This window comes from Burkholderia sp. M6-3 (assembly GCF_050858985.1).
Classification (GTDB): domain Bacteria; phylum Pseudomonadota; class Gammaproteobacteria; order Burkholderiales; family Burkholderiaceae; genus Paraburkholderia; species Paraburkholderia caledonica.
In genome coordinates this window covers 1,881,620-1,906,206 of the sequence record NZ_CP110090.1, presented here as the reverse complement: position 1 = coordinate 1,906,206, position 24,587 = coordinate 1,881,620, and the positions used below count along the sequence as shown (strand labels likewise).

Here is a 24,587-nt window from a genome sequence, read left to right as displayed (position 1 = left end):
GGCTGCCAACGTACAAAAAATATTAAACTTTCTTTTCGACACTTAAGTTTTTCTCATGGATCGAACGGATGCCGACGCTACGCATGCTGAAGACTTTCAGGGCCGTTGCCCGCACCGGCTCGTTCTCGGCGGCTGCCGAAAAGGTCGCGCTGACGCAGGCGGCCGTTAGCCTGCAGATGCGCGGGCTCGAGGAAGCGCTGGGCCGCCAGTTGTTCGACCGCCGCGGGCGGCAGATCACACTGACACAGCACGGGATGACTATCTGGCCGAAGGTCGAGCAGATCCTCGACCTGCTCGCCGACCTAGAAGCGAAGCCCACCGACGCGATGGAGGGCCCCGTCACGATCGGCGCGGTGGTGTCGGTGATCGGCGCGCTGTCGCTCGCCGTCGCGCGGTTGAAGGCGACGCACCCGCGGCTCGACGTGCGGTTGTTGTCGGCGCGGTCGGACGAACTGGCGGGCATGGTCGAAGCGGGCGACGTGGACGTCGCGGCCGTGGTCGCTCGCGCGGACGAGACGCTGCCCGACACGCTCAAATGGACCACGCTCTACACCGAACCGATGGTGCTGGTAGTGCACCGCGACATCGCCGATAACGAGCCGCAGCGCATCTTGCGCGCGCACGGCTTTCTGCGCTTCGACCGGCGCGTGCGCACGGGGCAGGTGGTCGAGCAGGCGCTGGATAAAGCGGGCTTGATGGTCAACGAGTATCTCGAACTGAATTCGATCGAGACGATTGTCGCGCTGGTGCGCGAGAAAGTAGGCGTCGCGGTGCTGCCGCTGCTGATACGTGGCAACTGGCTGAACGACCCGTTGCTGCGCGTGATCCCGATTTCGAGCCCGCCGACGCTGCGCACGGTCGGCATGGTGCAGCGCGCTTCGGATGACAGAAAAGCGCTGATGCGCGAAATCGTCGATACGTTGCAGGCGATGCCGCGCGATCGTTCGTGATGAGGTTGTTGTCGGGGCGTTGTTTCGATGCCATCAGCTGACGCGGGTGCTCGAGGCGCGACAGATCGCCCAGTTCAGACACTAGGCCAGCAGCCGACGTGAAGTTGATGCCCCGCATCGCTGCAGTGCCAGCACCGCGCGATATAAGCGCCAGTCTTCAACCGCTTCGCGCAGCGCTGTCTCCAGCCGTTCGCATTGCGCCAGGCGATCCTCGATCGTGCCGCGGTGTTCGTTAAATGCCCGTTGTTGCCATCCGCTGTCGAACGAGAATATGCTTAACCAGCGTCGGTGGCTCGGCCCCAAGTCAGCACGCCCAATGTAATTCACACCATGCTCGGGCAAGAACGATTTCAGCCGGCATCGCGCCTGCTTGAGGTCGTCTCATCGCTGATGACCAGGAACGGGCAAGGTCGCGAAACGCTTCGGATCTCTGGCAGTCTCCCCGGGAATTGGTCGGAATGGATGGCGGAAGCGCCGCCAGCACTATGCCGCCCTACTACACGATCATGCGACTCCCCGGCGACGGACGCGCCGAGTTCATCCTCGTGCTGCCGATGGTGCCGACCAGCGGCAGAACACGGTTGCATGGCTGGCAGCGCGCTGCGGGCGATTGTGAGCCCCGAACCCGCATAACCCGGAAAACAAGGACTAGCAAATGGGCGAAATATTCCGCAGCCTCAAAGCACTGGCGAAGCGCTCGATGTTGCCAGCTGTTGAAGTTCGTAATTTCCGCTAATGGTGTCCGTTGGAGCGCCAATGGCGTCCGTTGATTCTGCTAGCGTGGCTTTTCCACCGGAACACGAACGCTCCGCCCGGCTCGATTAAGAAGGCGGAGCACGATACTTCGGTTTTGGAAAGCAAAACATTCGGTTGATGAGGAGTCCAACTCAAATCAGGACGTCCCTCCTCGGATAGCGTTTTTGTTCACCCCAAAACATTTGCACCGCCTGAATATAGACATAGTTGACCTTCGATAATCTCGCTTGCCGCCGTGGCTTGCCGTGCGCCTTCAGATACTTGCCAAGCGCCTCGAAATAGCTGAAGGTCGATTCGGTGGCCGTAAAGTGCAGCGCCATCAGGCGCCCGGTTGCGTCGTCGATGAACATCACCAGCGTGCACGCCGGCGCCCGCTGCTCGAACCAGCGATGATCATTGCCGTCAATCTGGATCAGTTCGCCACAACTCGGCCGACGGGTGCGCGGCTGGAAGACCTTCGGCGGCCGCTGCGCCCGTGGGCACCCGTAGTCCGGGCGTCGTACATCCATTGCTGTAGGCGTTCCATTGTGCTAACTAAACGCTGTCAGCCGGGATAACACGGATATCAGCGTCGATGATCCAAGGCATCAAAAAACAGTATTAGATGTTATAGGACGATCTCGCTATGTTTGTGCTCACACACCAGGCTGGGCCCGAGGTCGGATCAGCAGCCGCACTTGGAAGGAGACATGGATGAAATACGACGAAGACGTTCGCACGCGCTCATACCGGTTTCGCGACGAATATGTCGCGGCCACACCGGCGTGGTACAGGGGCGAGATGCACCTGGGCTTCACGCTGCTGTTCACGGGCGGCGTGATTGCGTACTGTATCGCGCAATTGCATGCGCCGACGTTTTCTGAATGGCTCGCCGTCGTTCCGCTTTTCCTGTTCGGCAACTGGGCCGAGTGGGCTGCACATCGTTACGTACTGCATCGGCCCACCAAATATTTCAGCATGATCTACAAGCGGCACTGTGCCGTCCATCATCGGTTCTTCACGCACGTCACGCTCGAGTACAAGGGACAGAGGCACTGGCGCGCGCTGCTCTTCCCGCCGTTCGCACCTGTGGCGTTCGTGCTTGCCGCCGTGCCGTTTGCGCTTCTGATCGGCTATGTCTTCTCGCGCAATGCTGGCTACATCGCGCTGCTTACCATGGCTTCGTATTATCTAATGTACGAAGGCCTGCACACGCTTTCGCATGTCACCGATAGCCCCTTGCTCGACCGTATGCCGTTCGTCAACACCGTGCGCCGGCTTCACGTGACGCATCACGACCCGGAGCTGATGGCGACGCAAAACTTCAATCTCACGTTTCCCATCTGCGACATGTTGTTCGGAACGCGCAGCGACGTTGCGGACACCGCACGCGAGCCGCTCCAACGCACTCGCTAGCCCGCATTCTTCTGGGCGGCATCGAGGTCATGCATATGATCAAGAAAGGACACGTGAAAAGCTCAGAAAAAAACCGTCCTTCTGCTGCCCAGCAGTCCTACTCGCTTTCAACTTAAACAGTACTTGGCATTGCACTTCCATTTATCTTGATTCCCTTATCGCGACAAGACCCTAGTGAGTCCGTTCGTCGCTGGCGACCCAACCGAACCGACCGTGACACTCGGATTTCGATCGCCGAACTGCTGAACTGACGCGTGCGTTAACACAACGGCGAAATCAGGAGGTCGTGCAAGGCCACCCTAAAGGCCGACGCCACCGCGTGATGCTGGTCGAAGAGCTTTGAACCAACACGCTCACTTGGCCGCAATACAAAACGCCAGCAGTCCCGAAGTGACCTCATCAATGATCTGCTTCATCTCAGGATACACGGGATGAAACGGCGTCGAATTATGTTTGCTCCCCCACTCGATCGTGTAAGAGAACACTTTCGCCTTCTTTGCATCGATGATGTGGCGGCTGTACGCGTAGTCGTCAGAGGTGCCTGCCGTCGGATAGAGGCTCATCGACTGCTCGGTCTTGTACACGCGTCCGCGCGACGCCTTGATCGCATCGCGCATCTCGTTGGCAAGTTCGACGGCGATCTTCTTGTCCCCCGCTTCGATGTACTCACGATACGCCTGGTCGCTTGCGATACCGCGCTTGCCATCGTAGGCCGGATTCTGGAAGTTCATGTCGGGATGACTGCTCTGGTCCTCGTCATCACCCCAGTTGTACAGGATGTCTTCCGAAAAGCTATGCAGATCGACGAAATACTGGATCTGCGGATACGTATCGAACATCCACACAGCGTTTTTCGTCTCCGGCTCCGACTCAGCCGACGGTCCAATATAAACCTGGTAGTCGCAAGGATCAGTGGAATTCTGAATGGGACACTGTGGATCGAAGTACTGCGGGAAATTCCACAGGAAGTTATAGTTGCGGTTGATATCCACGCCGCAACATTGCGGCTTCGTATGCCCCGCAGGCGCGGGCCGCCGGTTCTTGCGCCACATCGACTCCGCAGTCATGCTGTAATTACGTCCATCAGGATTCGCTTGTGGAAACACAAAAACGTCTTTCGTTTCGATAACGTTCCTGATATCCATCGCGTCGAATGTGCGGGTGCCGATCGTGATCGACGTATTCGTTCGATACGCATTCGAAAGCAGTTGTACGAAATTAATCAGGATGTCTGGGCTTCCCCATTCGCGTGCGTGCACACCGCCCAGAAAATAGATGCCGGGACGCTTCGCGCCGCTGCCTTTTGCGATCTTCAGCGCGTGACAGGTGCGCTTTTCCCAGGTCGGATGAGGCAGCTTGATCAGTTGCGTGAAGCTGTCGTTGGGCGCAGCGCTTTCGGCGGCGAGCGCGGCTTCTACCTGTTCGACATCGAGATACGCGGTGGCCGCAGCCACCGATAATGCATTGGTCGTGAGCGGCGCCGCCTTCCGTGCGCGTACCTCCGACTGCCGCACCTTACCTTGAGCGTCCGCGTCCTCCAACTGCTCGACCTTGTAGCCCGCCGCCGTCAGCGTCGCGATTTGCTCCTCTGTTACGTGCGCGTCGACACAGTAGCCGTCGGAAACTTTTTCGATCGTGTGGCGCGCGACCGTGATCTTGTATTTCGTTACGAGATCTGCCAAGGCCGCGAAATCGTTTCCTGTGATGCGAGCGTGATAGCGGGACATGTCGATTCTCCTTTGACGCATGGCCGGTCCTTCGTAACAAGAACGGCGAGCGAATCGATTATTTCAATAAGTACTTGCCGGTCGCAAGGCTGGGCGCGTGCGATATTTGTCACCTATTCTTTTTCTTGCTATGAAGTACTGAGGCGTTTTCTTAAATAAACGTAAACGCTTGCCATCAGGCAGTTCATGTCACAGGCTTGTCGCCTAGGAAGACGACCCAAGATTTACGCCACTCTTGGCCACCGATTTTGCCGGTAGGCGCCACCACGCATGGACTTCGACAAAACGAGCACGAGCGGCTCAACATGATCAAGCGCCTCGGGCGTCCGCGCCAACTTGCACTCCCACGTTACGGCGCGCCCCTCAGCTCACGGCCAAGCAGCCGCTCAAGCGGTTCGGGCAAGCCTCGATTCGGCTTGACTGGCGGCCGGGTGAAACTGCCCTTCGCCGCCTTTTTCGGACTGAGCCGGATAAGGCCCTCGAGTTGCGTAATCGCACTCGAAACGCCATCGACCACGGGCACCGGCAATTCGGCACAGATTTCACGTGCAAGCCCCGCGAGCGGCGCGCCCGCGATAATGATGACATCAGCGCCGTCGTCGTCGACTACCTGGTTGCACAGCGCCTTCAGTCTCGCTGCGTAATCTTGCTGTACGCTGCCGATATCGCGCAACGGTTCGTCGAGCGCGCGGATGCTCGCAAGCCGGCTCGACAGATGACTGCGTTCAACCGTCTCGCGATACCACGCCTTGATTCGAGGCGAGATCGCGATGATCGAGAAGCGTTGCCCGAGCGTCGCCGCCGTCATCAGCGAGGACTCCGTTAGCCCGACCGCAGGCACGTCGATCAATTCCTTGATGCCCTGCAAGCCGGGGTCGCCGAACGCCGCCACCACAACGCCATCGTAGCTGCCGTAGCGTTCGGCCGCCACGCACGCCGTCGCGTATGCGCCAACGAGCGCTTCGAAGCGGGTCTCGATGTACGCAACGCCGAATGGTGCCGTCGCGACCTCGATCTCGGTGCCGGGCGACGCGCTGCGCTGCGCTTCTGCCTGAATCAGCGTCGAGACGCTTTCAGAGATGTTGGGGTTGATAACCAGGATCTTCATGCTGCCCTCCGATATCAGAGATCGACGTATTGCGGCTTGCCGGCAGCGAGAAAGCGGCCCCGCCCTGCTTGCGGTTCAAGATAGCGACCGCTCTCGACCAGAAGTTCACCGCGAGACAGACAGTACTTCGGCCAACCCTGGACGGTTCGGCCTTCGTAAGGCGTGTAGTCGACATTGTGATGCAGCGCGTCGTTCGCGATGGCGACGTGCTTAAGCGGATCCCACAGCACGATATCAGCGTCGGCGCCGACGGCAATCGTTCCCTTGCGCGGATAAAGGCCGTACAGCTTCGCCGGATTCAGGGACGTCAGTTCGACGAACTTGTGCAGTGACAGCTTGCCGCGATTCACGCCATCGAACAGCAGCGCCAGGCGGGTCTCGATCCCGGGGATGCCGTTCGGGATGTGCTCGAACGACACCTCTTTGCCGCCGGGCTTTTTGCCCTGCGGATCGTCTAGCGAGAACGGCGCGTGGTCGGACGAGAACACACTGAATACCCCACGCTTCAGCGCGCTCCACACGGCCTTCTGGCTTGACATGTCGCGCGGCGGAGGACTGCAAACGCACTTCGCGCCGTGATAGCCGTCCTCGTGGCCGAGGTCTTCGGCCGTCAAGTACAGATACTGCGGGCACGTCTCGGCGTAAATGTTCAGCCCGCGTTGCTGCGCCCATTCGATCTGCTCGATCGCATCCTGGCCCGACACATGAACGATCAGGATCGGCACGTCGACGAGTTCGGAGAAAGCAATTGCACGGTGGGTCGCCTCTCGCTCGACCACAGCCGGGCGCGATAGCGCGTGATACTTTGGCGCGTGCTTGCCGGCTTCAGTGAGCCTGTCGGTCAGCCACGCGATGCAGTCGGAGTTCTCGGCATGCACCATGACCAGCGCCTGATTGCGACGTGCAACGTCCATCACCTCGAGGATCTCGCGGTCGCTGAGCTTGAGGTCGTCGTAGGTCATGTAGATCTTGAACGACGTATAACCGGCCGCGATAAGCTCGGGCAGTTCGCGTTCCAGCACCTCCGGCGTCGGATCAGAGACGATGAGGTGGAACGAGTAGTCGGTGACCGCGCGACCGTCGGCGCGACGGTGGTAGTCAGCCACTGCGGCCTTGAGCGATTGACCCTTTGCCTGCGCGGCGAAGGGTATGACCGTCGTGGTACCGCCGCACACGGCAGCACGTGTGCCGCTCAGGAAGTCGTCCGCCATCTTCAGCCCGTCGGGCATGGGCTGATCGAGATGGCAGTGCGCGTCGATACCGCCGGGCAAAGTCAGCAGGCCGGTGGCGTCGATCTCGCGCCTGCCTGCGTCGAGATCGCGGCCCAGCGCGACGACGATGCCGTCCTTCACGCCAATATCGCAGTTGAAGCGCTCGGACGCGGTGACCACGTCGGCGTTACGGATGACCAGGTCGTACATGGTTGTCATGGCAGGTCTCTCAGGCAACTTCGGAAAACAGACGACCCCAACCCGCGAGCCGGCTCGTATCGTAGCCCGCCAGCTTCAGCGATTTCCACACTACGGTGGAGATCGTGTCATAGAGCGGTACGCCGTGATGCTGCTCCACTTCCGAGGCCAGATGCGCGGCATGCAGATTGGTACAGAAGGTGACGATCGCCTCGGGACGGTGCGTCGCGACTTCGCGGATTTGTGCGCGCAGCGTCTCTTCCGTTACCTCGGAAAACTGGAAGTTCACTTTCAGGCCGAGATGGTTTTCCGAAGAACAGTCAATGCCGTTATCGCGGTAATTGGCGACGATCTTCTGCTGGACCTCCTTGAGATACGGAGTGACCAGCCCAAATTTTTTCACACCGGTCTTGTCCAGGATCTCGTTGAGCGCCAGCACCGACGTGGTCGCGGGGATGCCGGTCGCCTCCTCGATCTCGCGGCACAGGCGGCGGTCGGTCTCGAAACCGAGCCAGCCGGACGAAGTGCCGTTCCATGCGATCACATCGACCTTGGCGTCGGCCAGCAGCCGCGCCGCCTGAATGATGTTGGTTGTGTCGAACTGTCCGAGCGCCTGATCGGACAGCGAGATCTCGGTGACCGTGAAGCGCGAGAAATGGGCGCTGACACCGGGTAACTGGGCCACCATCGCGCTCGTGACAGGTTCGAGCGCGGTGTTGGATGACGGGGTAAGCATGCCGAGCAGGACGCGTTTGCTCATGATGAAATCAGCAATCAGTTGTTAGAGAGTAAGTGAGCGTGGCTCAGACGGGCAGTTTGCGTTCGTAGTCGATCAGCGTCGAACAGACGAACAGGCCGACGCCTGCGGCAGCGAAGAACATCAGGGCCAGAAAATACGAGCCGGTGGTCTGCACAATCAGGCCAACGATGATCGGCACGAGGACACCGCCGATATTCCCGCCCAGGTTCATCAGACCGCCGAGAAAGCCGACCTTGTTGCGTGTGCCGAGGATGGAAGGCAGGCACCAGTAAAGGCCGCACCAGCGCAGGAAGAACAACGTCGATGCGAGCAACACGACCACTGTCCCGGGATTGCCGACATAGGCGACCGAGAAGATCGACGCTGTGGCCGCTACGGCGGCGATTCCGAACAGCGTACGCATCACGCGGTTGGGCGAACCGCCCGCCGCCTTCCATTTGTCGGCGACCCATCCGCCGATCAGTTCACCCACGAAGCCGCTGAAGAAGATCGCGAAGCTGGCGCCGCCCATCTGCTGGATGTTGAAGCCGTGTACCTTGTTCAGATAGTTCGGCATCCAGGTGAGCAAGCCATAAAACAGCGAGTTGAAGCACATCCAGCCGAAGAACATGCCCCACACGGAGCGATAGCGGAAAAAATCGAGGCTGCGTCCGCTGGCATGAGCCGGCTCGCTGCGGTGTTCCTCTAGCAGGGCCGCTTCGAGATAGTCCGCTTCGGCCTGATTGACGGCGGGATGCTCGCGCGGGTTGTTACGGATGTAGTACCAGGCGAACAGGCCGGCCAGCATGGTGCCGACACCCGCCACCACGAACGAGGTGCGCCAGGAACCGAACTCACTGATCAACCCGGAGATGATCACCGCGCCGAGTGCCGCGCCCAGCGGCGCGCCACCATCGAGCAGCGTCGCTCCGCGGCCGCGTTCGTGACGCGTCATCCACATGGCGTTGAGCTTGCCGCCTGCCGGGTAGATCGGTGCCTCGGCGGCGCCAAGCCCCAGGCGGGTGAGAATCAGCGCAGTGGCCGTCGTGCACACTGCGGCGATGCCCTGGAAAAAACCCCAGAACAACGTGGCGCACGCGATTACGATGCGCGGCTTGAAACGGTCAGCGAGCATGCCGCCCGGGATCTGCATGAACGCGTAGGTCCAGAAGAACGAGCTGAGAATCAGCCCCTGCACTGCAGGAGCGATGTGAAACTCCTTCGCGATCAGCGGCATGGCCACGGACAGCGATGCCCGGTCCACATAGTTGATCGAAATCAGCATCAACATGATCAGAAAGACTCGCCAGCGTACGCCGGTTCTGACCTGGGTCTGCACAGCCGCATTTACGGTTTGCATCAATGTCTCCTCCGTTCGCCTGATGAAGGCCTTCGGGTTTCATGTCTATGGCCGGGACCGCTCGCGGCACCGGTGCGCTGCATGCGCCGATGCAGTATATGATGCCTAATTATGAATTACAAGCGCCACAAACCTTTGATTTGCATGTGTTTTTATTTTTGTAGATCGTTAGCCGAACCTGTAAGACAATTAAGCAAAGGCGGAAGATGCGAAACGACAACGGGCGACATGGATATGAAGTCACTATCGGCTGAAACACGCAAGCGGATCAGCCTGCGCGGCACGGGTATGTATGCGGCGATCGCGGAGCGATTGCGCGAGATGATTCTGGAAGGTGAATTGCCGCCGGGCGAGCATATCGATGAGAAAGCGCTGTGCGACCAGTTCGACATTTCCCGTACGCCTTTGCGCGAGGCGCTCAAAACGCTTGTGACCGAGGGGCACGTGACTCACCGGCAGCACATGGGCTTTCAGGTCGCACCGATCAACAGCGACGAGATTGCTGCCATCTTTGAAGTGCTGCATGGCCTGGAGGAAACGGCGGGACGGCTCGCTGCGCAGCGCATCGACGACAAGCAGATGAAGATGCTAATGGAGCGCCATCGCGCTATGGAAACCTATCATCGCGAGGGCAAGCGCACGGCCTACTATCGCGCTAACCAGAAAGTGCATCAGCACATCGTGGATGTCGCAGGCAACCCTGTCCTTTCCGACATGTACTCATCGTTGATGAGCAAGATTCACCGTGCAAGGGGTGCCGCTAATGCCGATGTGCTGCGCTGGAAGGAGTCGCTTGGCGAACACAGCGAAATACTGGACGCGCTGTCGAAGCGAGACGGAGCAAACCTGGGCCGGTTACTGCGCGAACATTCGGAACACACGGCGGCGGAAGTAATGAAAGTGTTGGAGGCTGCCAACGCGAGTTAGCAAAAAACAAGAACCTTCGAAACTCGCATTAACCGGTGCGTTGAGTTCCACTCCTCCACGCGCCAAAGCAAACCGTCGACGATATGCGCATGGCCTGTCCGTCCGGTTCAGAAGTGATACAGCCGTTATTGCAGATTTCCGTGTTCGCTGAACGGCAGGTTGTGGCCGACTGGTGCGCGATGCGGTCAACTGACGCCGTTTGAGGGGCGTGCCTCTCGTCACCGAGGCACTCAGGCATCTGCGCTCGATTCGAGCAGCGGATTGACTATCTTCAGGACGTCTGCAACGCCTACAACTCTTGGACCCTCTGCTACTTCAACGCGTCGACCGAGCCAAAACGTGTGTGGGTACTGTGCGTTTAGTCGCACGGGATAATGCGTGCATCACGAGAGAATTGGTGCGCCTTCAAAATCGGACCGACCGTTTTGACCAGCAGCGCGGCATGCCGTGCGGTCATGTAAATCGACGCCCGGCTACCATCCAACGCCACCTCGTCTCCGTCAAGTTGACCCGCCCTCGCAGACTTCGCTGCGGCATCTAGTTCGTCCTCAAGACCATGTAGTAGCGTCAAGTCGCGGTTGCCGTAATTCACGACAATCTCAACCTGGCTCCTCTTGACGACATTGTCCCCCCAGCTTCGAGTCGTAGAAAGGGGGATCGAGAGAGACACGATAATTGGAATTAATGAATCACATCTCATAGGTTAGCGGCTTGTTCGATTGCAGCCCTCGGTCTCATAAGATCATTCGCGTAAGACGTGCGGAGCGGAGATGCTGGGACAGCGCTCGATCAAGTGGGCGACATGAAGCGGCTGGTAGGAGTCAGCGTCCGGTCAGTACTTGCCACCGTAGATATACCAACCGCTCGTACCGTTTTCCGGTGATAGCCGAACCGCGTGAAGCGGCAAATTTCTAAGGGACCCAGGCGAGATCCCTACCCTCTGGATCGCCTCGGGCGGCATGTATTCCGCGCCGAATCGCTGGCAGAGGTTTCTTTGATCATTGGACATGGTCGCGCGAAATATGCTTGGCTCGTCGTGATTGCCGCCGATTCTGCGGGGTGTGTTGCCTGTCTCATACTGGTCGACAACTGTGCGATGGGTCAGCCGGCTCTGGCAACGAGAACCTCCGCCGAGAAGACCGCCGACTACGCTTTGTTTCGAGACAAACGCCGCCTTCGCGCCCACTCGCACCCCAGGCCGGCAAGTGACTTTCCGCCATTTGTCCTCCACAGTACGCCCTATCCAAGGAGCGTCATCGATGCATGCACAATCCACCCGTTAGCATGATTTCTGCAACCAATGATAGGCGCCTGCCCATTCCATCAATTCGGGCACTCCGCATCCGCGTTGCTGATGTTGATTTCTCGAAGGAGGTAGCTTTGTTCGATGCCAACGAGATTGTAAGCACTGCGAGACGACTTAAAAAGATTCTGGAATGGCCTATTAATAAGCTCATGCCGGTTGCAATCAAGGCGTGGATTATGCAGCCGAACAACGCCTCGATCTCGAATAAGACATGGAATGACGAGTACGATTCCGGAGCTTGGGACTATCTCTCCAGTACAAAGGAAGTCGGTCGGTACAGCGTGATCGTGGGATATTGCCTGCACTTCAAACCGGCGGCCCGCATTCTTGACGTTGGGTGCGGCACGGGCATCCTTGCGCGCTGGTTGTCGAATGCCGCCATATCCAGTTATCTCGGCATCGACCTATCGGAAGCCGCCATCGAGAAGGCACGCCAATCGAACATCGAAAGAGCAGAGTTCGCTGTGGCGGATGTCACCGCGTTCCAGACTTCACAACTATTCGACGTCATCGTCTTCAACGAAGTACTCTATTACATTAGGAATCCGGACGACTATCTCAGGCGATTCGCACGTTATCTTGCACCCGGTGGAATACTTGTCGTCAGCATGTGGCATCACGCCGATGGCATAAACACATGGAAGCGGTTGAGGGCCGGCTTTGAGGAGCTTGATCGTGTCCGTATCGTGCACGTCCAGTCTAGACTGAGATGGAACGTGGCCGTGCTGATACCACGATAAATGTATCAACCGGTCCACTTGTAAATGCATAGGGCTCGCCCAACCATCAAGCGGTCGTGGTCACCAAAGCGATGCAGACAAATGGTTCAAAGAGCCGAGAGCGAGGCTCAAGGCGAGCAACGTTGCACGAGTATCGATACCTCGGGCCGACCGGATATAAGCTTGCCGAATCGGTCCAAGCCACTGCGGAAGCGTTCGAAAATCCAACGATAACGGCCAGAGTTTCCACTGTTTTCGATCGCGCGCGCGTGACAACACGGGCTCCATTTTCTATTCTTTCGCCGCCCGTCAACACGGTAGGCACACGACCTTGTCGGCGTCGATCCAACCTTCTTTCCAAAGTCGCCGTAACCGGCCGTCCTCCCGCAATTACGGGTATAGCAGCGGGCGACACATGCCAGTTTCAACTACTAGCCAAGGGGGCGTATCTATGCCAGCCTTTTCGATCATCGTGCCGGCCTACAATGTGCAGGACTACATCGAAGAAGCGCTGCAAAGCATTGCGGGACAGTCGTTCACCGACTTGGAGGCGATTATCATAGACGACGGATCGACAGACGCCACAGGCGCGATTGCCAAAAAGCTGTGTGCACGCGACCCCCGTTTCAGATATATCCGTCAGCAAAACCGCGGCCAGTCCGCTGCGCGCAACTTAGGCACGTCGGTCGCAACTGGCTCCTATCTTTATTACATGGATAGCGATGACATCATCGACAAGGATACCTTGAGTGTCTGCTATCACGAATTCAAGGACCGGGAAGTTGACGTGGTCGTCTTCGAGGCAGTGGTCTTCCCGCCCGGCTCACCGGAGTACAGACTCGAAGAACACTACTACCGGCGGCCGCTGGGAGACTCACCGATATGGTCTGGAGATTTCGTCGTCCAATCGCTGCGACAAGGTCGGTATTGCGTGTCGCCATGCTGCCTTATCGCACGACGGTCCGCTATAGGCGACTTGCGCTTCATGGATGGCATCGTATATGAAGACAACTGTTTCTTTGTGTCGTTGCTGCTGAAACAGAGGCTTAAAGTCGCCGTGCTGAACCAAAGGCTATACAAAAGGCGGTTGCGGGCGGATTCGACGATGGTTACAGCAAAAACACTTCACCATTACAACAGCATGTATCGAATACTTCGAGAAATGTCAGGGCTCTCGTTTGATGCACTCGAGCCACCGGAACGGGCAGTGATCAGAGAAGAAATCATCGGCAATGCGCTTGGGGATCTGCACTTTGTCAGCGCGCTCGTCGGTCCCGACATGAGGCTCCGCAAAATGAACGCTGCTGCCACGTGGCATGTTGCGACACACGTCTCGGCGCGGTTATTCACGCCCAAACGTATTCTGCTCGCGCTGGTGCCAGAACTGTATAGAATCAAGGCCGAAGGCCGGCGCTAGCGCTAAAGACCATGTCTGCCCCCCATTGAAAATCGATGCGCATCACTTTCCTCGATCTGGCGCAGCGATACGTGAGTCGACGCTGCAAGGCAAGGGTCACGACCGCATTGTCGGGGAAACCGAATGTGCCGGCAGAGTGCGACGATGAAGAACTCAAAGCCTACTGCGCCTGTTTGAGCGTGCCGCGCATGGGCGAAGACTCGGCTCCTGGCATTTGCCACTCGAAGAGATTCGCGTCGTCTCGAACTGGCTGATTATTTGCGGAAAGATGAACCACATCCAGCGGCTACGCTTCTCGCCGGCGCGCAGTTCGTCGATCACGCGCGCATAGACCGGCTGCTGCGGGTCCAGGAAACGTTGCAGATCATAACGGTCGGCCATAACGATGTCCTCCTTTTTGTCAGTGTGACCCGGCCTGCAACGCCATCGCTTTCCCCGGTTCGCGGCCGTTGTGAAGACCAATGGATGCGAGCATGCCATCTGCGACGACGCCGGACTTGTTGCCGCCGGTAACAGGTAGACCAAGCCGCGCTACGACGTGTTCAGGGCCCAACGACGTTCCGCAATCCGGGCAAGCGGGCTTTACATCCGCGAATATCGGTCGAGGCGCTCATAATCGCCAGTGTGAGAAAGGCGCCTCACAAAGTTGAAGTCTCGGGCTGGCACGACGTTGTCCTTCTGCACTTTAGACAACGCACCCACGGTGGCCGCACGGACGTAACAGATTGAATAACGTAAGCGTTTTCACGTCGCATCCCCATCGTCTCGCTCCAGAACAGGAACCGAGCATCAGAAGTGCCAGGCTTCTTTACGCTGCAACGCTTCCCGCTTTGATGTCCATGCCGCGCTGGAAAAGGCTTTTGCCGCCTTCACGTCGCGCCCGGCACTGAGCCTGAAATCGACCGTCTGCCCTGCCCGATTCCCCCCGGTTGTGGACTCGGGCGCTTCGGGGCGCTCGATCGCATCGGCCTGCTCGGCTGTAATGAGCGAGATGTCGCGTGGCGTGTTATCGGCGACGACGGAAAGGACGTAATGCATACAGTAAGCGCTCCTCGTTCGCGCGCGACCTGAAGCGCGCGCACCGTGGTCTTCGTGCGAGCTTCGACGACGCGCGCGACGACCTCCGGCTGCAACTTCGGCATGGTCTGGTCGAGTGTTTCGCGTAGCGCGCCGTGCACCTTGCGCATGACGATATCCAACGAATCGTCGGGCTTGACATGGTCGTAAATTTCACGCGTCTCGCTTGCGGGTAGTTCCTGCCGGCGGCGTGACGATTCCTCGGCACCGGCGGTAACTTTTTCAACAACGTCAAGGCTGGCCCGTCATTCCTGACGGCCAAGCGAACATAACGTCAATGTAATGTAAGCGTCAGCGTGATCAATCTTCGCTGTACAGAATAAGGGTACTCGCTCCTGTTTCCACAAGGGGGTGAGATCGAAGCCCTCAGTCACGGCGCGTGAAGCTTACTGCCCTCCATATTGGACTGTCAGAACGTTCTTCACCGACGAGACGCCATTCACGTTCTTTGCAATAGATGCGGCTTTGTCGATCTGGGTCTGATCGCTGGCGTGCCCGGCGAGCGTGATTGCACCGCCTTTTGCAATCACGTTGATGCCGTTCATCTGAACGCCGCCCTTCTGAAGCGCCTGGGACACTTTCCGGCTCAGCGCCCTGTTGGCTGTACGAATCTCCTTCTTTGACATTCCCGCACTCGCCGACGGCGCGCCTGAGGAGGCCGCGGCGGTGTCCTGCGTTTGCGACCAAACGTTCACGGAAAACACGGTCGCTAGCGCGATCGCGGCAAGTCTGAGCACATTGACCTTTTTCATCGCTTAGCTCCAAGTTCGCTTGAATGTCATGGGGGGCATGCTGAATTCTAGATGGCCATGCGTGACATCCAAGAGATACTTTATCTTGAAGATAACCAAGCTCAATTCCGGCACCGTTGCGTCGTTACAGAACGTTCGTGCTACTTGTTCTATTTCGCGGGGTACTAACGCTGAGTGCAGAAGGTAACCATCCCCTCGTCGGCACGTCGGCTTCGCGCGTTGATCGGTCAGGTGATCAGCCGCCCGGCAAGCGATGGCAAGATTCGGGAACAAGCTGAACCGTGGCGCGTGGGGTCCCTGCCTGGCGCGTCAGATCGTAAGCGACACCCTCTTCAGTCGTTCGAACTCGCGAGGGGCGAATGGCAGTTTCGCGTTGTTCTTCGGACGTCCGCACCGTTTCTTCGAGCGACATCGTTTTCCCAATAGGGATCGATGCTCCGATTCATGCTCGGGCACGTGGGTCCATGAACCGGCCATGATCGAGGCGTTGCGCAAGGAGAGGCCCACGCGCGCGGACGGCGGCGCCGGACGCTTGTCGGTGGCAGCTTCGTTCGTGAAGCGCTGCGCATCCAGCTTCGCCCGGACGCAATAGAGCAACGCCTGCTGCCCCGGTACTGGGAGAGCGACTTTATCAAGGGTAACTTCAATGGCTTCGCCGTAGGCACTAGGGTTGAGCTCGAGACGCGCGTCGGGATGCCGTGCCTAATGGGCCGCTGATAGCCAAGGACGCGCTCGATGGCTTCACACGGCAAAGGAAGAAACTGCCAGCCTTCTTGCGTGAGAGCCTGGCACCTAAACACTGCAGAGATCCGCGCAAATATTCCCAACCAAAAGTCAATCACAGCAGTGCGCGTGGCCGGCGCCGACAGTATTTTGGCGCGTGCACGACGAGTCACTGGCTTGCGTTTTCGTTAGCCTCGCCTAACGTGTAGCTTACGTACTTCAGCAATGGGAAACTGAAAAGCACTACTGAATATTCGGCAGCATCGGTTCTGCTGTTTGGACCCAAGGCCTGGCTGTCGGTTGCGAGCGATCCGGTCAAGCTTTACGGCGTAAATTTTTTGCTTTAAGCGTTGCGTTGCGCAACCGATAAAAGCATGTGCGCCATGCTCTCGCGAGATTATGAGAGGAGAGATCGCAATGAACACGATGTTAGTTCCCATTGCGCAGCTTTCGAGAAGATTAGCATTCATCCTGCTGATCTGGAGCACCCACGTATTTGCGACCGTTTCCCTAAGTCCTACGTTACCGGGTGCCGCGATACAGAACAGCACGGTACTGCTTGTCGCGCTTCCTATCAAAAATTTTGGCGATACGGACGCTGATAATGTCGTGATTCGTAGCGTCGTACTCCTAGGCGGATATCTCCAGAGCCCGGCTCGTTTGCCTGTATCGCTCGGCACCATTGCTTCGGGCGAGCGGGGAGTGCTTAATCTGAGCTTCATTGTGCGGAAGCTCGACCCAACAAAAACGTACAAGGTGCTCATCGAAGGGCAATATGGTGGTCGAACTGCCGGCGGCGCGCACCACGGCAATAATCGCGACGATCGGCGAGAGTTTGGAAAAGATGGGGACGAAAAGGGTAAGGGCGAACGTGATCACGAATTTCATTTTGTAGTTGATGTGCAACTACCGCCGCCCGCACCGGGTTCGGACACTTCCTCTAGCAACCGTGGTCCCACCCATGCAACGCAGGGGCCCTATCCTCTGCTGCCACAGCCGCCGCAAACTGAGAGCAATGAAGACCGCGCACCGACGCCGATCGGATCCCCAAGCTTTCTGTTCCCCCATACGGCCACCGACACCGGCCCAAAAGCGCTGCAATTAACGTCTTATCCGGGGACATCACCTGACGGAGCGGTAGGCTTCATCGTCAACACGAACGCGAACGGAATTGCAGATCGTTTCCCACCGGACCCGAGCGCCGTCGGGTCTGGAACTTCATCGAATCTGGTCCTGGCTACCGCGAACCTCTACCTCAAGTACTCAACTGACGGTGGATCAACATTTACGACCGTTTCCAATTTTTCAACCGTATTCGGCGATCAGCCGGACGGCGGGTACTGCTGCGATCAGGTGGTTCATTACATCCCGAGCATCGATCGTTTGGTCTGGCTGATTCAGACTAACCAGCCCAAAGATTCGGCAGGAAAGCCGACCGGTGGGAACCGCTTGCGGATAGCCTGGGCGAGACCCGCCGATGTTGCTGGGCCGGCCCCCGCGAAAACCGGACACGAGGTAACGCTTAAACTTTGAGGTAGTCTTACGCCTATGTTTAAGCCCAGCTCTAACGTGGAACCGATTGAAGTTCTGACCCAGCCCGAACAGCGCCGCCGGCGCTCTGTCGATGAGAAGCTCGCGATAGTGCGCGAGACCTTCGAGCCCGGAGCAAGCGTTTCCGGAGTTGCCCGTCGTCATCAGGTGAATGCAAACCAGGTGTTCGCCTGGCGCAAGCTCTATCAGGACGGAAGCCTGTCAGCAGTCAGTGCTGGCGAGCAGGTTGTGCCTGCATCCGACCTGGCCGAAGCGATGAAGCAGATTCGTGAACTCCAGCGACTGCTGGGCAAAAATGGTATGGACGCCTCCTCATCGCATAATTGAGGCCTCGTCCTACCGGAGAGCGCAAATGGAACCGACAGTCGTGGGCGTAGACATCGCCAAGCGGGTTTTCCAGCTGCACTGGATAGTTACAGATACCGGCGAGGTGTTCGACAGACAGCTTCGTCGTACCGAGTTTCTGGAGCACTTTGCTAATCGCGAACGATGCCTTGTTGGGATGGAGGCTTGTGGAGGTTCACAGCACTGGGCACGTCGTCTCATTGAGCTCGGGCACGAGGTCAAGCTGATGCCCGGCAAGCTGGTGAAGGCGTTCGTGACAGGAAACAAGAATGACGTAGCTGATGCGCGTGCCATCTGGGCAGCAGCAAAACACCCGGGTGTGAGGGCCGTGCCGGTTAAGACTGAAGCCCAGCAGGCCGTTCTTGCGTTGCATCGAATGCGGCAGCAGCTCGTTATATTCCGACGCTCCCAGTCCAACTGTCTGAGGGGTTTGCTGGGAGAGTACGGAGAAGTGATGGGCGTTGGGCGTGCGGCAATGAACCGGGCCATGCCAGACGTCCTGCAGCGTCTCGATTCGCGCCTGCCACGGGTATTGATAGATTCTCTTCGAGAGCAATGGCAGCGGCTAGTCGATATCGACAAGCAGATTGCTGTCATTGAGCAGCGACTACGTGCATGGTTACGTGAGAACCCGGCCTGCAGGGCAATCGCAGAAATCCCGGGCGTGGGATTCCTCACTGCTACTGCCGCTGTCGCTTCCATGGGCGACCCGAAAGCCTTCCGGTCCGGGCGGGAATTCGCGGCGTGGCTGGGGCTTGTTCCCGCGCAGTTCGGAACTGGTGGCAAGGTCCGCCTGCTTGGCATCAGTAAGCGAGGAGACCGATATCTGCGGACCCTTATGATTCACGGTGCCCGCTCCGTCATGAAACATGCGAAAGACCCAGGTTCGTGGGCCGTGCAATTAAGCATGCGTCGTCCGCTCAATGTCGTAGTCGTTGCGATGGCAAACAAAATTGCCCGAACTATATGGGCGCTGCTGGCCCACGGTCGTTCATACAGCGCTAGCTACCCACCGCCCGTCGCGGCGACTTGACCCACCACCGTACCACGTCGTTCTGATTCTCAACTCTATCGTTCAAGGTTGCGCAAGGTGACGTTGCAATGGTAAACAGGTAAGACCGAGACTCATCAAACCTGCATCGTCTTCCGGACGTCATGGTCCGTGGCAAAAATGAGGATTGAGTCAGCGGATTCCATTGGGGCCAGCGGGCATCGACCTGCACGGGCCGAATATAAAACCGCAGCCTGCATCTGTTCGACAACGCAACAAGTCCTTGGCAAGCCGGAGGCGTCCATATAAAGACGATGGAAGTGGAAATCCTCCGCGAAGCAGTGGAGTACGGCCGGGCAAAAAAATTGATTGCGCGCTCACCATTGCTGCCGGGGGACGACCGATGAAGACGGTCTGCGAAGTCCTGGGTGTGTCGCGCTCGAATCTCGCGGTGAAATCAAAGCGCGACGCTGAATGGGTCGACAGGCGTAAGACGCCCGCCCGTGACGACATGCCGCTCGTCGCGGAGCTCCAGGAGTTGGTCGCTGATTTGCCAACTTACGGCTACCGGCGCGCCTGGGCCCTGCTACGGCGAAACCGCGACGCACAGGGGCAGCCTCGCGTTAATGCAAAACGGGTTTATCGGGTTATGCATACCTACGGCCTGCTGCTCGAACGCCGCCCGCGCCATGCCCAGTCAACGCGCCGACACGACGGCAGGGTCGCGGTGGACCGGAGCAATGCGCGCTGGTGCTCGGACGGCTTCGAATTCCGTTGTGATGACGGCTCGCCGCTGCGCGTCATCTTTGCACTCGACTGCTGCGACCGGGAGGCCATGAGCTGGGCTGCGACCACTGGAGGCTATACCGGAGACATGGTGCGCGATGTGATGCTTCAGGCTGTAGAAAACCGTTTCGATGGTGCGCTGAAAGCCGACAACGAAATCGAATGGCTCAGCGACAACGGTTCCTGCTACCTGGCCGAGGACACGCTGACGTTCTCGAAAAAAGTGGGCCTGAAACCCATCACGACGCCGGTCAGAAGTCCGCAGAGCAACGGCATGGCCGAGAGCTTCGTCAAAACGATGAAGAGAGACTACGTCTCGTGGATGCCCAAGCCGGACGCGAGAACCGCGTTGCAGAACCTGGCCATCGCGTTTGACCACTACAACGAGTCGCATCCGCACAGCGCCCTGAAATACTGCTCGCCACGCGAGTTTCGCCAGCGAGCAAATTCACCAACCTAAGCGTGACCGCATGTCCGGTCATGCGGGGGCAAGTCCAGTTGCCGCCAACTTCAACACGGCCTGGACATGGTTCGATGTCACTTCAAACTTTCTCGGATTGGGCAGTGATTGGCTGGACTATCCTGATTTGTCGACGTCAGATGGCTACCTCTACGCGTCAGTGGACGATGTGACAGTGGGCGGCCTTGTCGTCATGCGCATCTCCTACAAAGACTTGCAGCTTCCTGCCGGCAATATTGTGACCTGGGATTTCACCGCTCCAAAAAATGCAAAGTCAGCGGTAGCTTCTCACCTGGCTCAAAATGCGACAGGCACGATGTATTGGGCGGGCCATGACGACAATAGTCACTTGCGAGTGTTCAGTTGGGCAGATGGATCGAACCGCTATTTCTGGAGCGCGCCAAAGCCGCACAATAGTTACGCGAGTGCGGACTACACTTCGAAGGCGCCGGACGGCCAGTATTGGTATGCTCCGCGACCGAAGGGGGATAACATCACAAGCGCAGTTCATCGACCGGGCGAGTTGTGGTTCGCCTGGACGGCAGCGCGCGACACTACGTTCGCCCAGCCGTATGTGATCATCGCAAAACTGAGCGATAGCAGCTTCGATGTCACCAGTGAGCTCGAGGTTTGGAACTCAAACAACGCTTACGCCTATCCGGCGCTAGCTGCCAACTCCACGACATCAGAAGTCGCTATTTCGTTGATGTGGGGGGGCGGAGACAAATTCTACTTGAATCATGCCGTCGGATTCCTCGGCGACTTCGTGGTCTGGATCACCACCTCCAGTGACGTGACCTTCTCGCTCAACACGGCAGGAACAATGGGTTGCGACGACGCATCCGGCGGTGCAGTAAAGGGACGCTGCACACGTTCGGGTGACTACCTGTCGCTCCGTAGGGTTGGAAACTCGAGCGGGCTGTTTAGCACCTTGGGTTACGAGATCAAGCTCGTCGATCCAACGCGCTCGACAGACTGCGCGACGGCTCCAGGCTGTCGGCAAGACGTTCGTTACGTTGAGTTCGGGCGGCCTAGGGACACACATGGTGGAGGCGAACTCATTCCGTAAAAAGCGATTGACCCTCGTAGAAGCCGACGTTTCAAAAGCTTTAGTGCGGTCTCGCGATTGTCCGCTTGACGCGTGCCGCCTCCGTCGACCTCCAAAATAGAAGATGCCTCAACTAGGCCGTTGGGAAGTCGCGGGCGACGGTGATCAGCGCGTGCGGAGGACACTGGACTCTTCGGTCCGATGCATTTTTCGAAGCGACCATCGCCGCCTGAAGATATCAGTGCCGAATGACCGCTTTCTGAGTAGAGCCGACGATTGAGTGCCCGGGCTAACCAGCCAGCAAATGACCGTAACTGGCCGACCGCCGCCTGATGCGTCCACTCGTAGCCGAGCCTGAACGGTCACAACAAATGTCTGTGTATCAACGGCTGCTGGCAAGGGACCAGCGGACGCCCAACGTCTGACCTCTGCATATCCGATCGTGCATGGGCGCTCCGAAATACCCGGTGGATATGCCTACAACCTGATATGACTTTCCATGTCAATCGGAATGTAGGGTGTCCAGCGCTCTCCACGCGAATGAATTTCCTGAGGGCGACGTAGCAGTAAGTCTCGACGGTGGATCATGCTGATATCCGCGGGTTGGTTACCGCATTACAGTGGACCGTCTCATGAGCCTGCCGCATTCTTAAGTCGCAAGTCCGGGTGATATCGGTTGCGGGGTTGTGCCGCGGGTTACTCGAGTAGCCGGGCTACGCCGCCTTCAGGAAACTCGTGGATCTATGGGGTGATCTCCATCGTGTAATCAGGTTGTCGGTCTGTTACTGGGTAACGCGAGCGACATCGCCAGGCGCCCGATGTCCCAGATGAAACCCGACAGTTCACGGGCGACGGCCACGACCGTGGTATTGGCATGCTTACCACGCGCGGAGAGTCTCCGGTATCGGCGACACAGTCGAACCTGCGCGTCCCAGGCACGATCGATGATCGCCTTCGGAATGCCTTCATGTCGACGCTGAATGTCGGGACTTACGCGTGCCGGGTGCCGGTAACTCCAGGCAGCCTCGACGAGCAACTTTCTTGCATAGCTATTGCCGGTCTTGGTGATGCTTCCCTGCCGTCGCTTGTCACCCGATGAGTGTTCTGACGGGGTGACGCCGAGCCACGCCATCAATTGACGCGGATGTTGAAAGCGCGACAGATCTCCGAGTTCGGCAAGCATTCCAACGGCCGTGGTGAACTGCACACCGCGCATGGCCTGCAGGCCCAGGACTGCCGGATAGAACCGCCAGTTTGTCACTGCCTCACGCAAGGCACCTTCAACACGCTGGCATTGCGCGAGCCGATCTTCAATCGTGCGCCGAAGTTCCTCAAACGCGAATTGTTGCCATTCGCTGCCGAACGCATACTGGCTCACCCAGTGTCGGTGGGCAGGTCCCCAGTCGGCGTGACCGCTATAGCGTACATCGTGTGCAAGCAGAAACGACTTCAGCCGCTGCCGCGCCTGCCTCAGATCGTCTTTGGCAGTCATCCATGCACGGGCGAGATCGCGAAATGCCTCGTCCTCGACGGTCGGCACGTGTACAGCTGACAGGTCGCCAGCCCGTAGGGACCGCACAAGCTTGACCGCATCGCGCCGGTCCGTCTTGACGCGCTCGCCGGGTTTCCTTGGAATCAGTGACGGTGCGCACACCATGCAGTCGAATCCCTTCTGGACCAGTTGGCGGTAAAGCCCGTAGCCACATGGCCCTGCCTCATAGACGACGCGTACGTGTCGCGCTTTCGATTGAAGACGCTTGCACAGGCGATCGATATCCGTCTTCGTCGTACCGGTCTTGCCGGGCAGTTCGACCTCGCCCGCGCCGAGCGCATAGGCGACCGTGATCGACTCCTTGTGAACATCCAGTCCCACGTACACCGTGCTATCGTTTTCCATGCTGGCCTCCGTGCCGGAAATCGCCAGGTGTGGCGCTGTCCACACCATGCGGCTCTGGCAGAAATGCTAACCCGCGTCTGATTCCTCACGGCGGGCCAGCCTCTGCCTCACGGAAAGTCATAGTGTCTCAAGTGGGTCATGAACCCGCTTAGCCGCAACGTTAGTCGTGCAAGCGATCAGGGCTTAGCTACCTCAGTGCATCGCGAAGTTCCGGCACCAGCGTGAACAGATCGCCAACAAGGCCATAATCGGCAACGCTGAAAATCGGCGCTTCCGGGTCTTTGTTGATGGCGACGATCACCTTGCTGTCCTTCATACCCGCCAGATGCTGGATCGCGCCGGAAATGCCGACCGCCACGTACAGTTGCGGCGCGACGATCTTGCCGGTCTGGCCGACCTGATAGTCGTTCGGCACGAAGCCCGCGTCCACTGCTGCACGCGATGCACCCAGCGCCGCGTTCAGCTTGTCGGCCAGCGGCTCCAGAACCTTGGTGTAGTTCTCGCCGTTGCCCAGGCCGCGGCCGCCCGAAACGATGATCTTTGCCGACGTCAGTTCGGGACGATCCAGCTTCGTCACTTCACGGCTGACGAACTGCGAGATGCCCGCGTCCGCGGCTGCTTCGATCTTCTCCACCGTCGCGCTGCCGCCTTCGGCTGCAACTGCGTCGAAGCCCGTCGTGCGTACGGTAATGACTTTGATCGGATCGGCCGACTGCACCGTCGCGATAGCGTTGCCCGCATAGATCGGGCGCTCGAACGTGTCGGCGGAATCGACCGCGGTGATATCGCTGATCTGCGCGACGTCGAGCTTCGCTGCGATACGCGGCGCGATGTTCTTGCCGTAGGCAGTGGCCGGCGCGAAGATGTGCGAGTAGTCCTTCGCAATGTTCAGCACCGTTGCTTCGACGTTTTCAGCGAGCCCTTCGGCCAGTTGCGGCGCGTCGGCCAGCAACACTTTGGAAACACCGGCGATCTTCGCCGCCGCATCCGCTGCAGCCTGTGCATTCTGACCTGCGACCAGCACATGAATATCGCCGCCGACCTTCTGCGCGGCTGCGATCGTGTTCAGCGTTGCGCCCTTGATCGACGTGTTGTCGTGTTCTGCTATTACAAGATTCACCAGATTCGTCATTTCATTCGTCTC

At 58.4% G+C, this 24,587-nt stretch carries 18 protein-coding genes and 7 pseudogenes; 11 read left to right on the top strand and 14 right to left on the bottom strand.

The features are described from left to right. Nucleotides 1-68 precede the first annotated feature (68 nt). Nucleotides 69-950, top strand: coding sequence for a LysR family transcriptional regulator (locus OH764_RS08240; protein ID WP_498848694.1), 882 nt, complete (start codon nucleotides 69-71; stop codon nucleotides 948-950). Between the two features lie 28 nt (nucleotides 951-978). Here OH764_RS08240 and OH764_RS08235 read toward each other — a convergent pair. Then, nucleotides 979-1,374, bottom strand: a pseudogene (locus tag OH764_RS08235) (transposase); the annotation flags it as partial. Between OH764_RS08235 and OH764_RS08230 the strand changes: the two are divergent. Continuing rightward, nucleotides 1,367-1,554, top strand: a pseudogene (locus OH764_RS08230) (UPF0182 family protein); the annotation flags it as partial. The pseudogenes OH764_RS08235 and OH764_RS08230 overlap by 8 nt on opposite strands. 388 nt (nucleotides 1,555-1,942) lie before the next feature. On the opposite strand, the pseudogene OH764_RS08225 reads toward OH764_RS08230, so the two are convergent. Beyond that, nucleotides 1,943-2,155, bottom strand: a pseudogene (locus tag OH764_RS08225) (ISNCY family transposase); the annotation flags it as partial. A 244-nt stretch (nucleotides 2,156-2,399) separates the two neighbouring features. Here OH764_RS08225 and OH764_RS08220 point away from each other — a divergent pair. Next, a complete protein-coding gene (locus OH764_RS08220) occupies nucleotides 2,400-3,101 on the top strand; it encodes a sterol desaturase family protein (RefSeq protein WP_498848693.1) in 702 nt (233 codons plus the stop codon). A 353-nt stretch (nucleotides 3,102-3,454) separates the two neighbouring features. Here the strand turns inward: OH764_RS08220 and OH764_RS08215 are convergent, their stop codons facing one another. The 5 genes from OH764_RS08215 to OH764_RS08195 form a co-directional block, all read right to left on the bottom strand. After that, nucleotides 3,455-4,828 (bottom strand): M14 family metallopeptidase, encoded by a 1,374-nt coding sequence (locus OH764_RS08215; RefSeq protein WP_498848692.1) that lies wholly within the window; start codon nucleotides 4,826-4,828, stop codon nucleotides 3,455-3,457. A 349-nt stretch (nucleotides 4,829-5,177) separates the two neighbouring features. Then, nucleotides 5,178-5,936: an aspartate/glutamate racemase family protein gene (locus OH764_RS08210; RefSeq protein WP_498848691.1), complete on the bottom strand. Its 759-nt coding sequence runs from the start codon at nucleotides 5,934-5,936 to the stop codon at nucleotides 5,178-5,180. 14 nt (nucleotides 5,937-5,950) lie between these two features. Beyond that, nucleotides 5,951-7,366, bottom strand: a complete 1,416-nt coding sequence (hydA, locus tag OH764_RS08205) for an amidohydrolase family protein (protein ID WP_498848690.1) — start codon at nucleotides 7,364-7,366, stop codon at nucleotides 5,951-5,953. A gap of 10 nt (nucleotides 7,367-7,376) precedes the next feature. Continuing rightward, nucleotides 7,377-8,105: a maleate cis-trans isomerase family protein gene (locus OH764_RS08200; RefSeq protein ID WP_498848689.1), complete on the bottom strand. Its 729-nt coding sequence runs from the start codon at nucleotides 8,103-8,105 to the stop codon at nucleotides 7,377-7,379. Between the two features lie 43 nt (nucleotides 8,106-8,148). Continuing rightward, nucleotides 8,149-9,444 carry an MFS transporter gene (locus tag OH764_RS08195; protein ID WP_498848688.1) on the bottom strand — a complete coding sequence of 432 codons (1,296 nt, stop codon included), beginning with the start codon at nucleotides 9,442-9,444 and terminating at the stop codon, nucleotides 8,149-8,151. A gap of 111 nt (nucleotides 9,445-9,555) precedes the next feature. Here OH764_RS08195 and OH764_RS08190 point away from each other — a divergent pair, with 111 nt between their 5' ends. Further along, the gene (locus tag OH764_RS08190) at nucleotides 9,556-10,371 is read left to right on the top strand and encodes a GntR family transcriptional regulator (protein ID WP_498848687.1); all 816 of its coding nucleotides are present in this window, start codon (nucleotides 9,556-9,558) and stop codon (nucleotides 10,369-10,371) included. 358 nt (nucleotides 10,372-10,729) lie between these two features. Here OH764_RS08190 and OH764_RS08185 read toward each other — a convergent pair whose 3' ends face one another. Together OH764_RS08185 and OH764_RS08180 are read right to left on the bottom strand one after the other, a co-directional pair. Continuing rightward, nucleotides 10,730-10,963 (bottom strand): hypothetical protein, encoded by a 234-nt coding sequence (locus OH764_RS08185; RefSeq protein WP_498848686.1) that lies wholly within the window; start codon nucleotides 10,961-10,963, stop codon nucleotides 10,730-10,732. A 240-nt stretch (nucleotides 10,964-11,203) separates the two neighbouring features. Next, on the bottom strand, nucleotides 11,204-11,332 hold the full coding sequence (locus OH764_RS08180) for an immunity protein Imm33 domain-containing protein (RefSeq protein ID WP_498848783.1): 129 nt from the start codon (nucleotides 11,330-11,332) through the stop codon (nucleotides 11,204-11,206). A gap of 302 nt (nucleotides 11,333-11,634) precedes the next feature. Between OH764_RS08180 and OH764_RS08175 the strand changes: the two genes are divergently transcribed. Both OH764_RS08175 and OH764_RS08170 read left to right on the top strand, forming a co-directional pair. Continuing rightward, complete coding sequence (locus OH764_RS08175; protein WP_498848685.1) at nucleotides 11,635-12,417, top strand: class I SAM-dependent methyltransferase; 783 nt, start codon at nucleotides 11,635-11,637, stop codon at nucleotides 12,415-12,417. Nucleotides 12,418-12,847: 430 nt separating this feature from the next. After that, entirely contained in the window at nucleotides 12,848-13,813 is a 966-nt protein-coding gene (locus OH764_RS08170) for a glycosyltransferase family 2 protein (protein WP_498848684.1), read from the top strand. A 255-nt stretch (nucleotides 13,814-14,068) separates the two neighbouring features. Here OH764_RS08170 and OH764_RS08165 read toward each other — a convergent pair. The 3 genes and pseudogenes from OH764_RS08165 to OH764_RS08155 form a co-directional block, all read right to left on the bottom strand. Further along, nucleotides 14,069-14,194, bottom strand: a pseudogene (locus OH764_RS08165) (DUF1810 family protein); the annotation flags it as partial. Between the two features lie 459 nt (nucleotides 14,195-14,653). After that, nucleotides 14,654-14,734 (bottom strand): annotated as a pseudogene (locus OH764_RS08160) (IS6 family transposase); the annotation flags it as partial. 542 nt (nucleotides 14,735-15,276) lie between these two features. Beyond that, nucleotides 15,277-15,642 (bottom strand): BON domain-containing protein, encoded by a 366-nt coding sequence (locus OH764_RS08155; RefSeq protein ID WP_498848683.1) that lies wholly within the window; start codon nucleotides 15,640-15,642, stop codon nucleotides 15,277-15,279. Nucleotides 15,643-16,782: 1,140 nt separating this feature from the next. On the opposite strand from OH764_RS08155, the gene OH764_RS08150 reads away from it, so the two are divergent. From OH764_RS08150 to OH764_RS08130, 5 genes and pseudogenes are all read left to right on the top strand, one after another. Next, nucleotides 16,783-17,898: a hypothetical protein gene (locus OH764_RS08150; protein ID WP_498848682.1), complete on the top strand. Its 1,116-nt coding sequence runs from the start codon at nucleotides 16,783-16,785 to the stop codon at nucleotides 17,896-17,898. A gap of 15 nt (nucleotides 17,899-17,913) precedes the next feature. Then, nucleotides 17,914-18,222 (top strand): annotated as a pseudogene (locus tag OH764_RS08145) (transposase); the annotation flags it as partial. 46 nt (nucleotides 18,223-18,268) lie between these two features. Beyond that, nucleotides 18,269-19,294 carry an IS110 family RNA-guided transposase gene (locus tag OH764_RS08140; RefSeq protein ID WP_498848681.1) on the top strand — a complete coding sequence of 342 codons (1,026 nt, stop codon included), beginning with the start codon at nucleotides 18,269-18,271 and terminating at the stop codon, nucleotides 19,292-19,294. 266 nt (nucleotides 19,295-19,560) lie between these two features. Then, a pseudogene (locus OH764_RS08135) lies at nucleotides 19,561-20,498 on the top strand (IS3 family transposase); the annotation flags it as partial. Nucleotides 20,499-20,508: 10 nt separating this feature from the next. Then, the gene (locus tag OH764_RS08130) at nucleotides 20,509-21,567 is read left to right on the top strand and encodes a hypothetical protein (protein ID WP_498848680.1); all 1,059 of its coding nucleotides are present in this window, start codon (nucleotides 20,509-20,511) and stop codon (nucleotides 21,565-21,567) included. Nucleotides 21,568-22,312: 745 nt separating this feature from the next. On the opposite strand, the gene OH764_RS08125 is transcribed toward OH764_RS08130, so the two are convergent. Together OH764_RS08125 and OH764_RS08120 are read right to left on the bottom strand one after the other, a co-directional pair. Then, nucleotides 22,313-23,443 carry an IS110 family RNA-guided transposase gene (locus OH764_RS08125; protein WP_498848679.1) on the bottom strand — a complete coding sequence of 377 codons (1,131 nt, stop codon included), beginning with the start codon at nucleotides 23,441-23,443 and terminating at the stop codon, nucleotides 22,313-22,315. A gap of 187 nt (nucleotides 23,444-23,630) precedes the next feature. Further along, a complete protein-coding gene (locus tag OH764_RS08120) occupies nucleotides 23,631-24,566 on the bottom strand; it encodes an electron transfer flavoprotein subunit alpha/FixB family protein (RefSeq protein ID WP_498848782.1) in 936 nt (311 codons plus the stop codon). Between the last annotated feature and the right edge of the window lie 21 nt (nucleotides 24,567-24,587).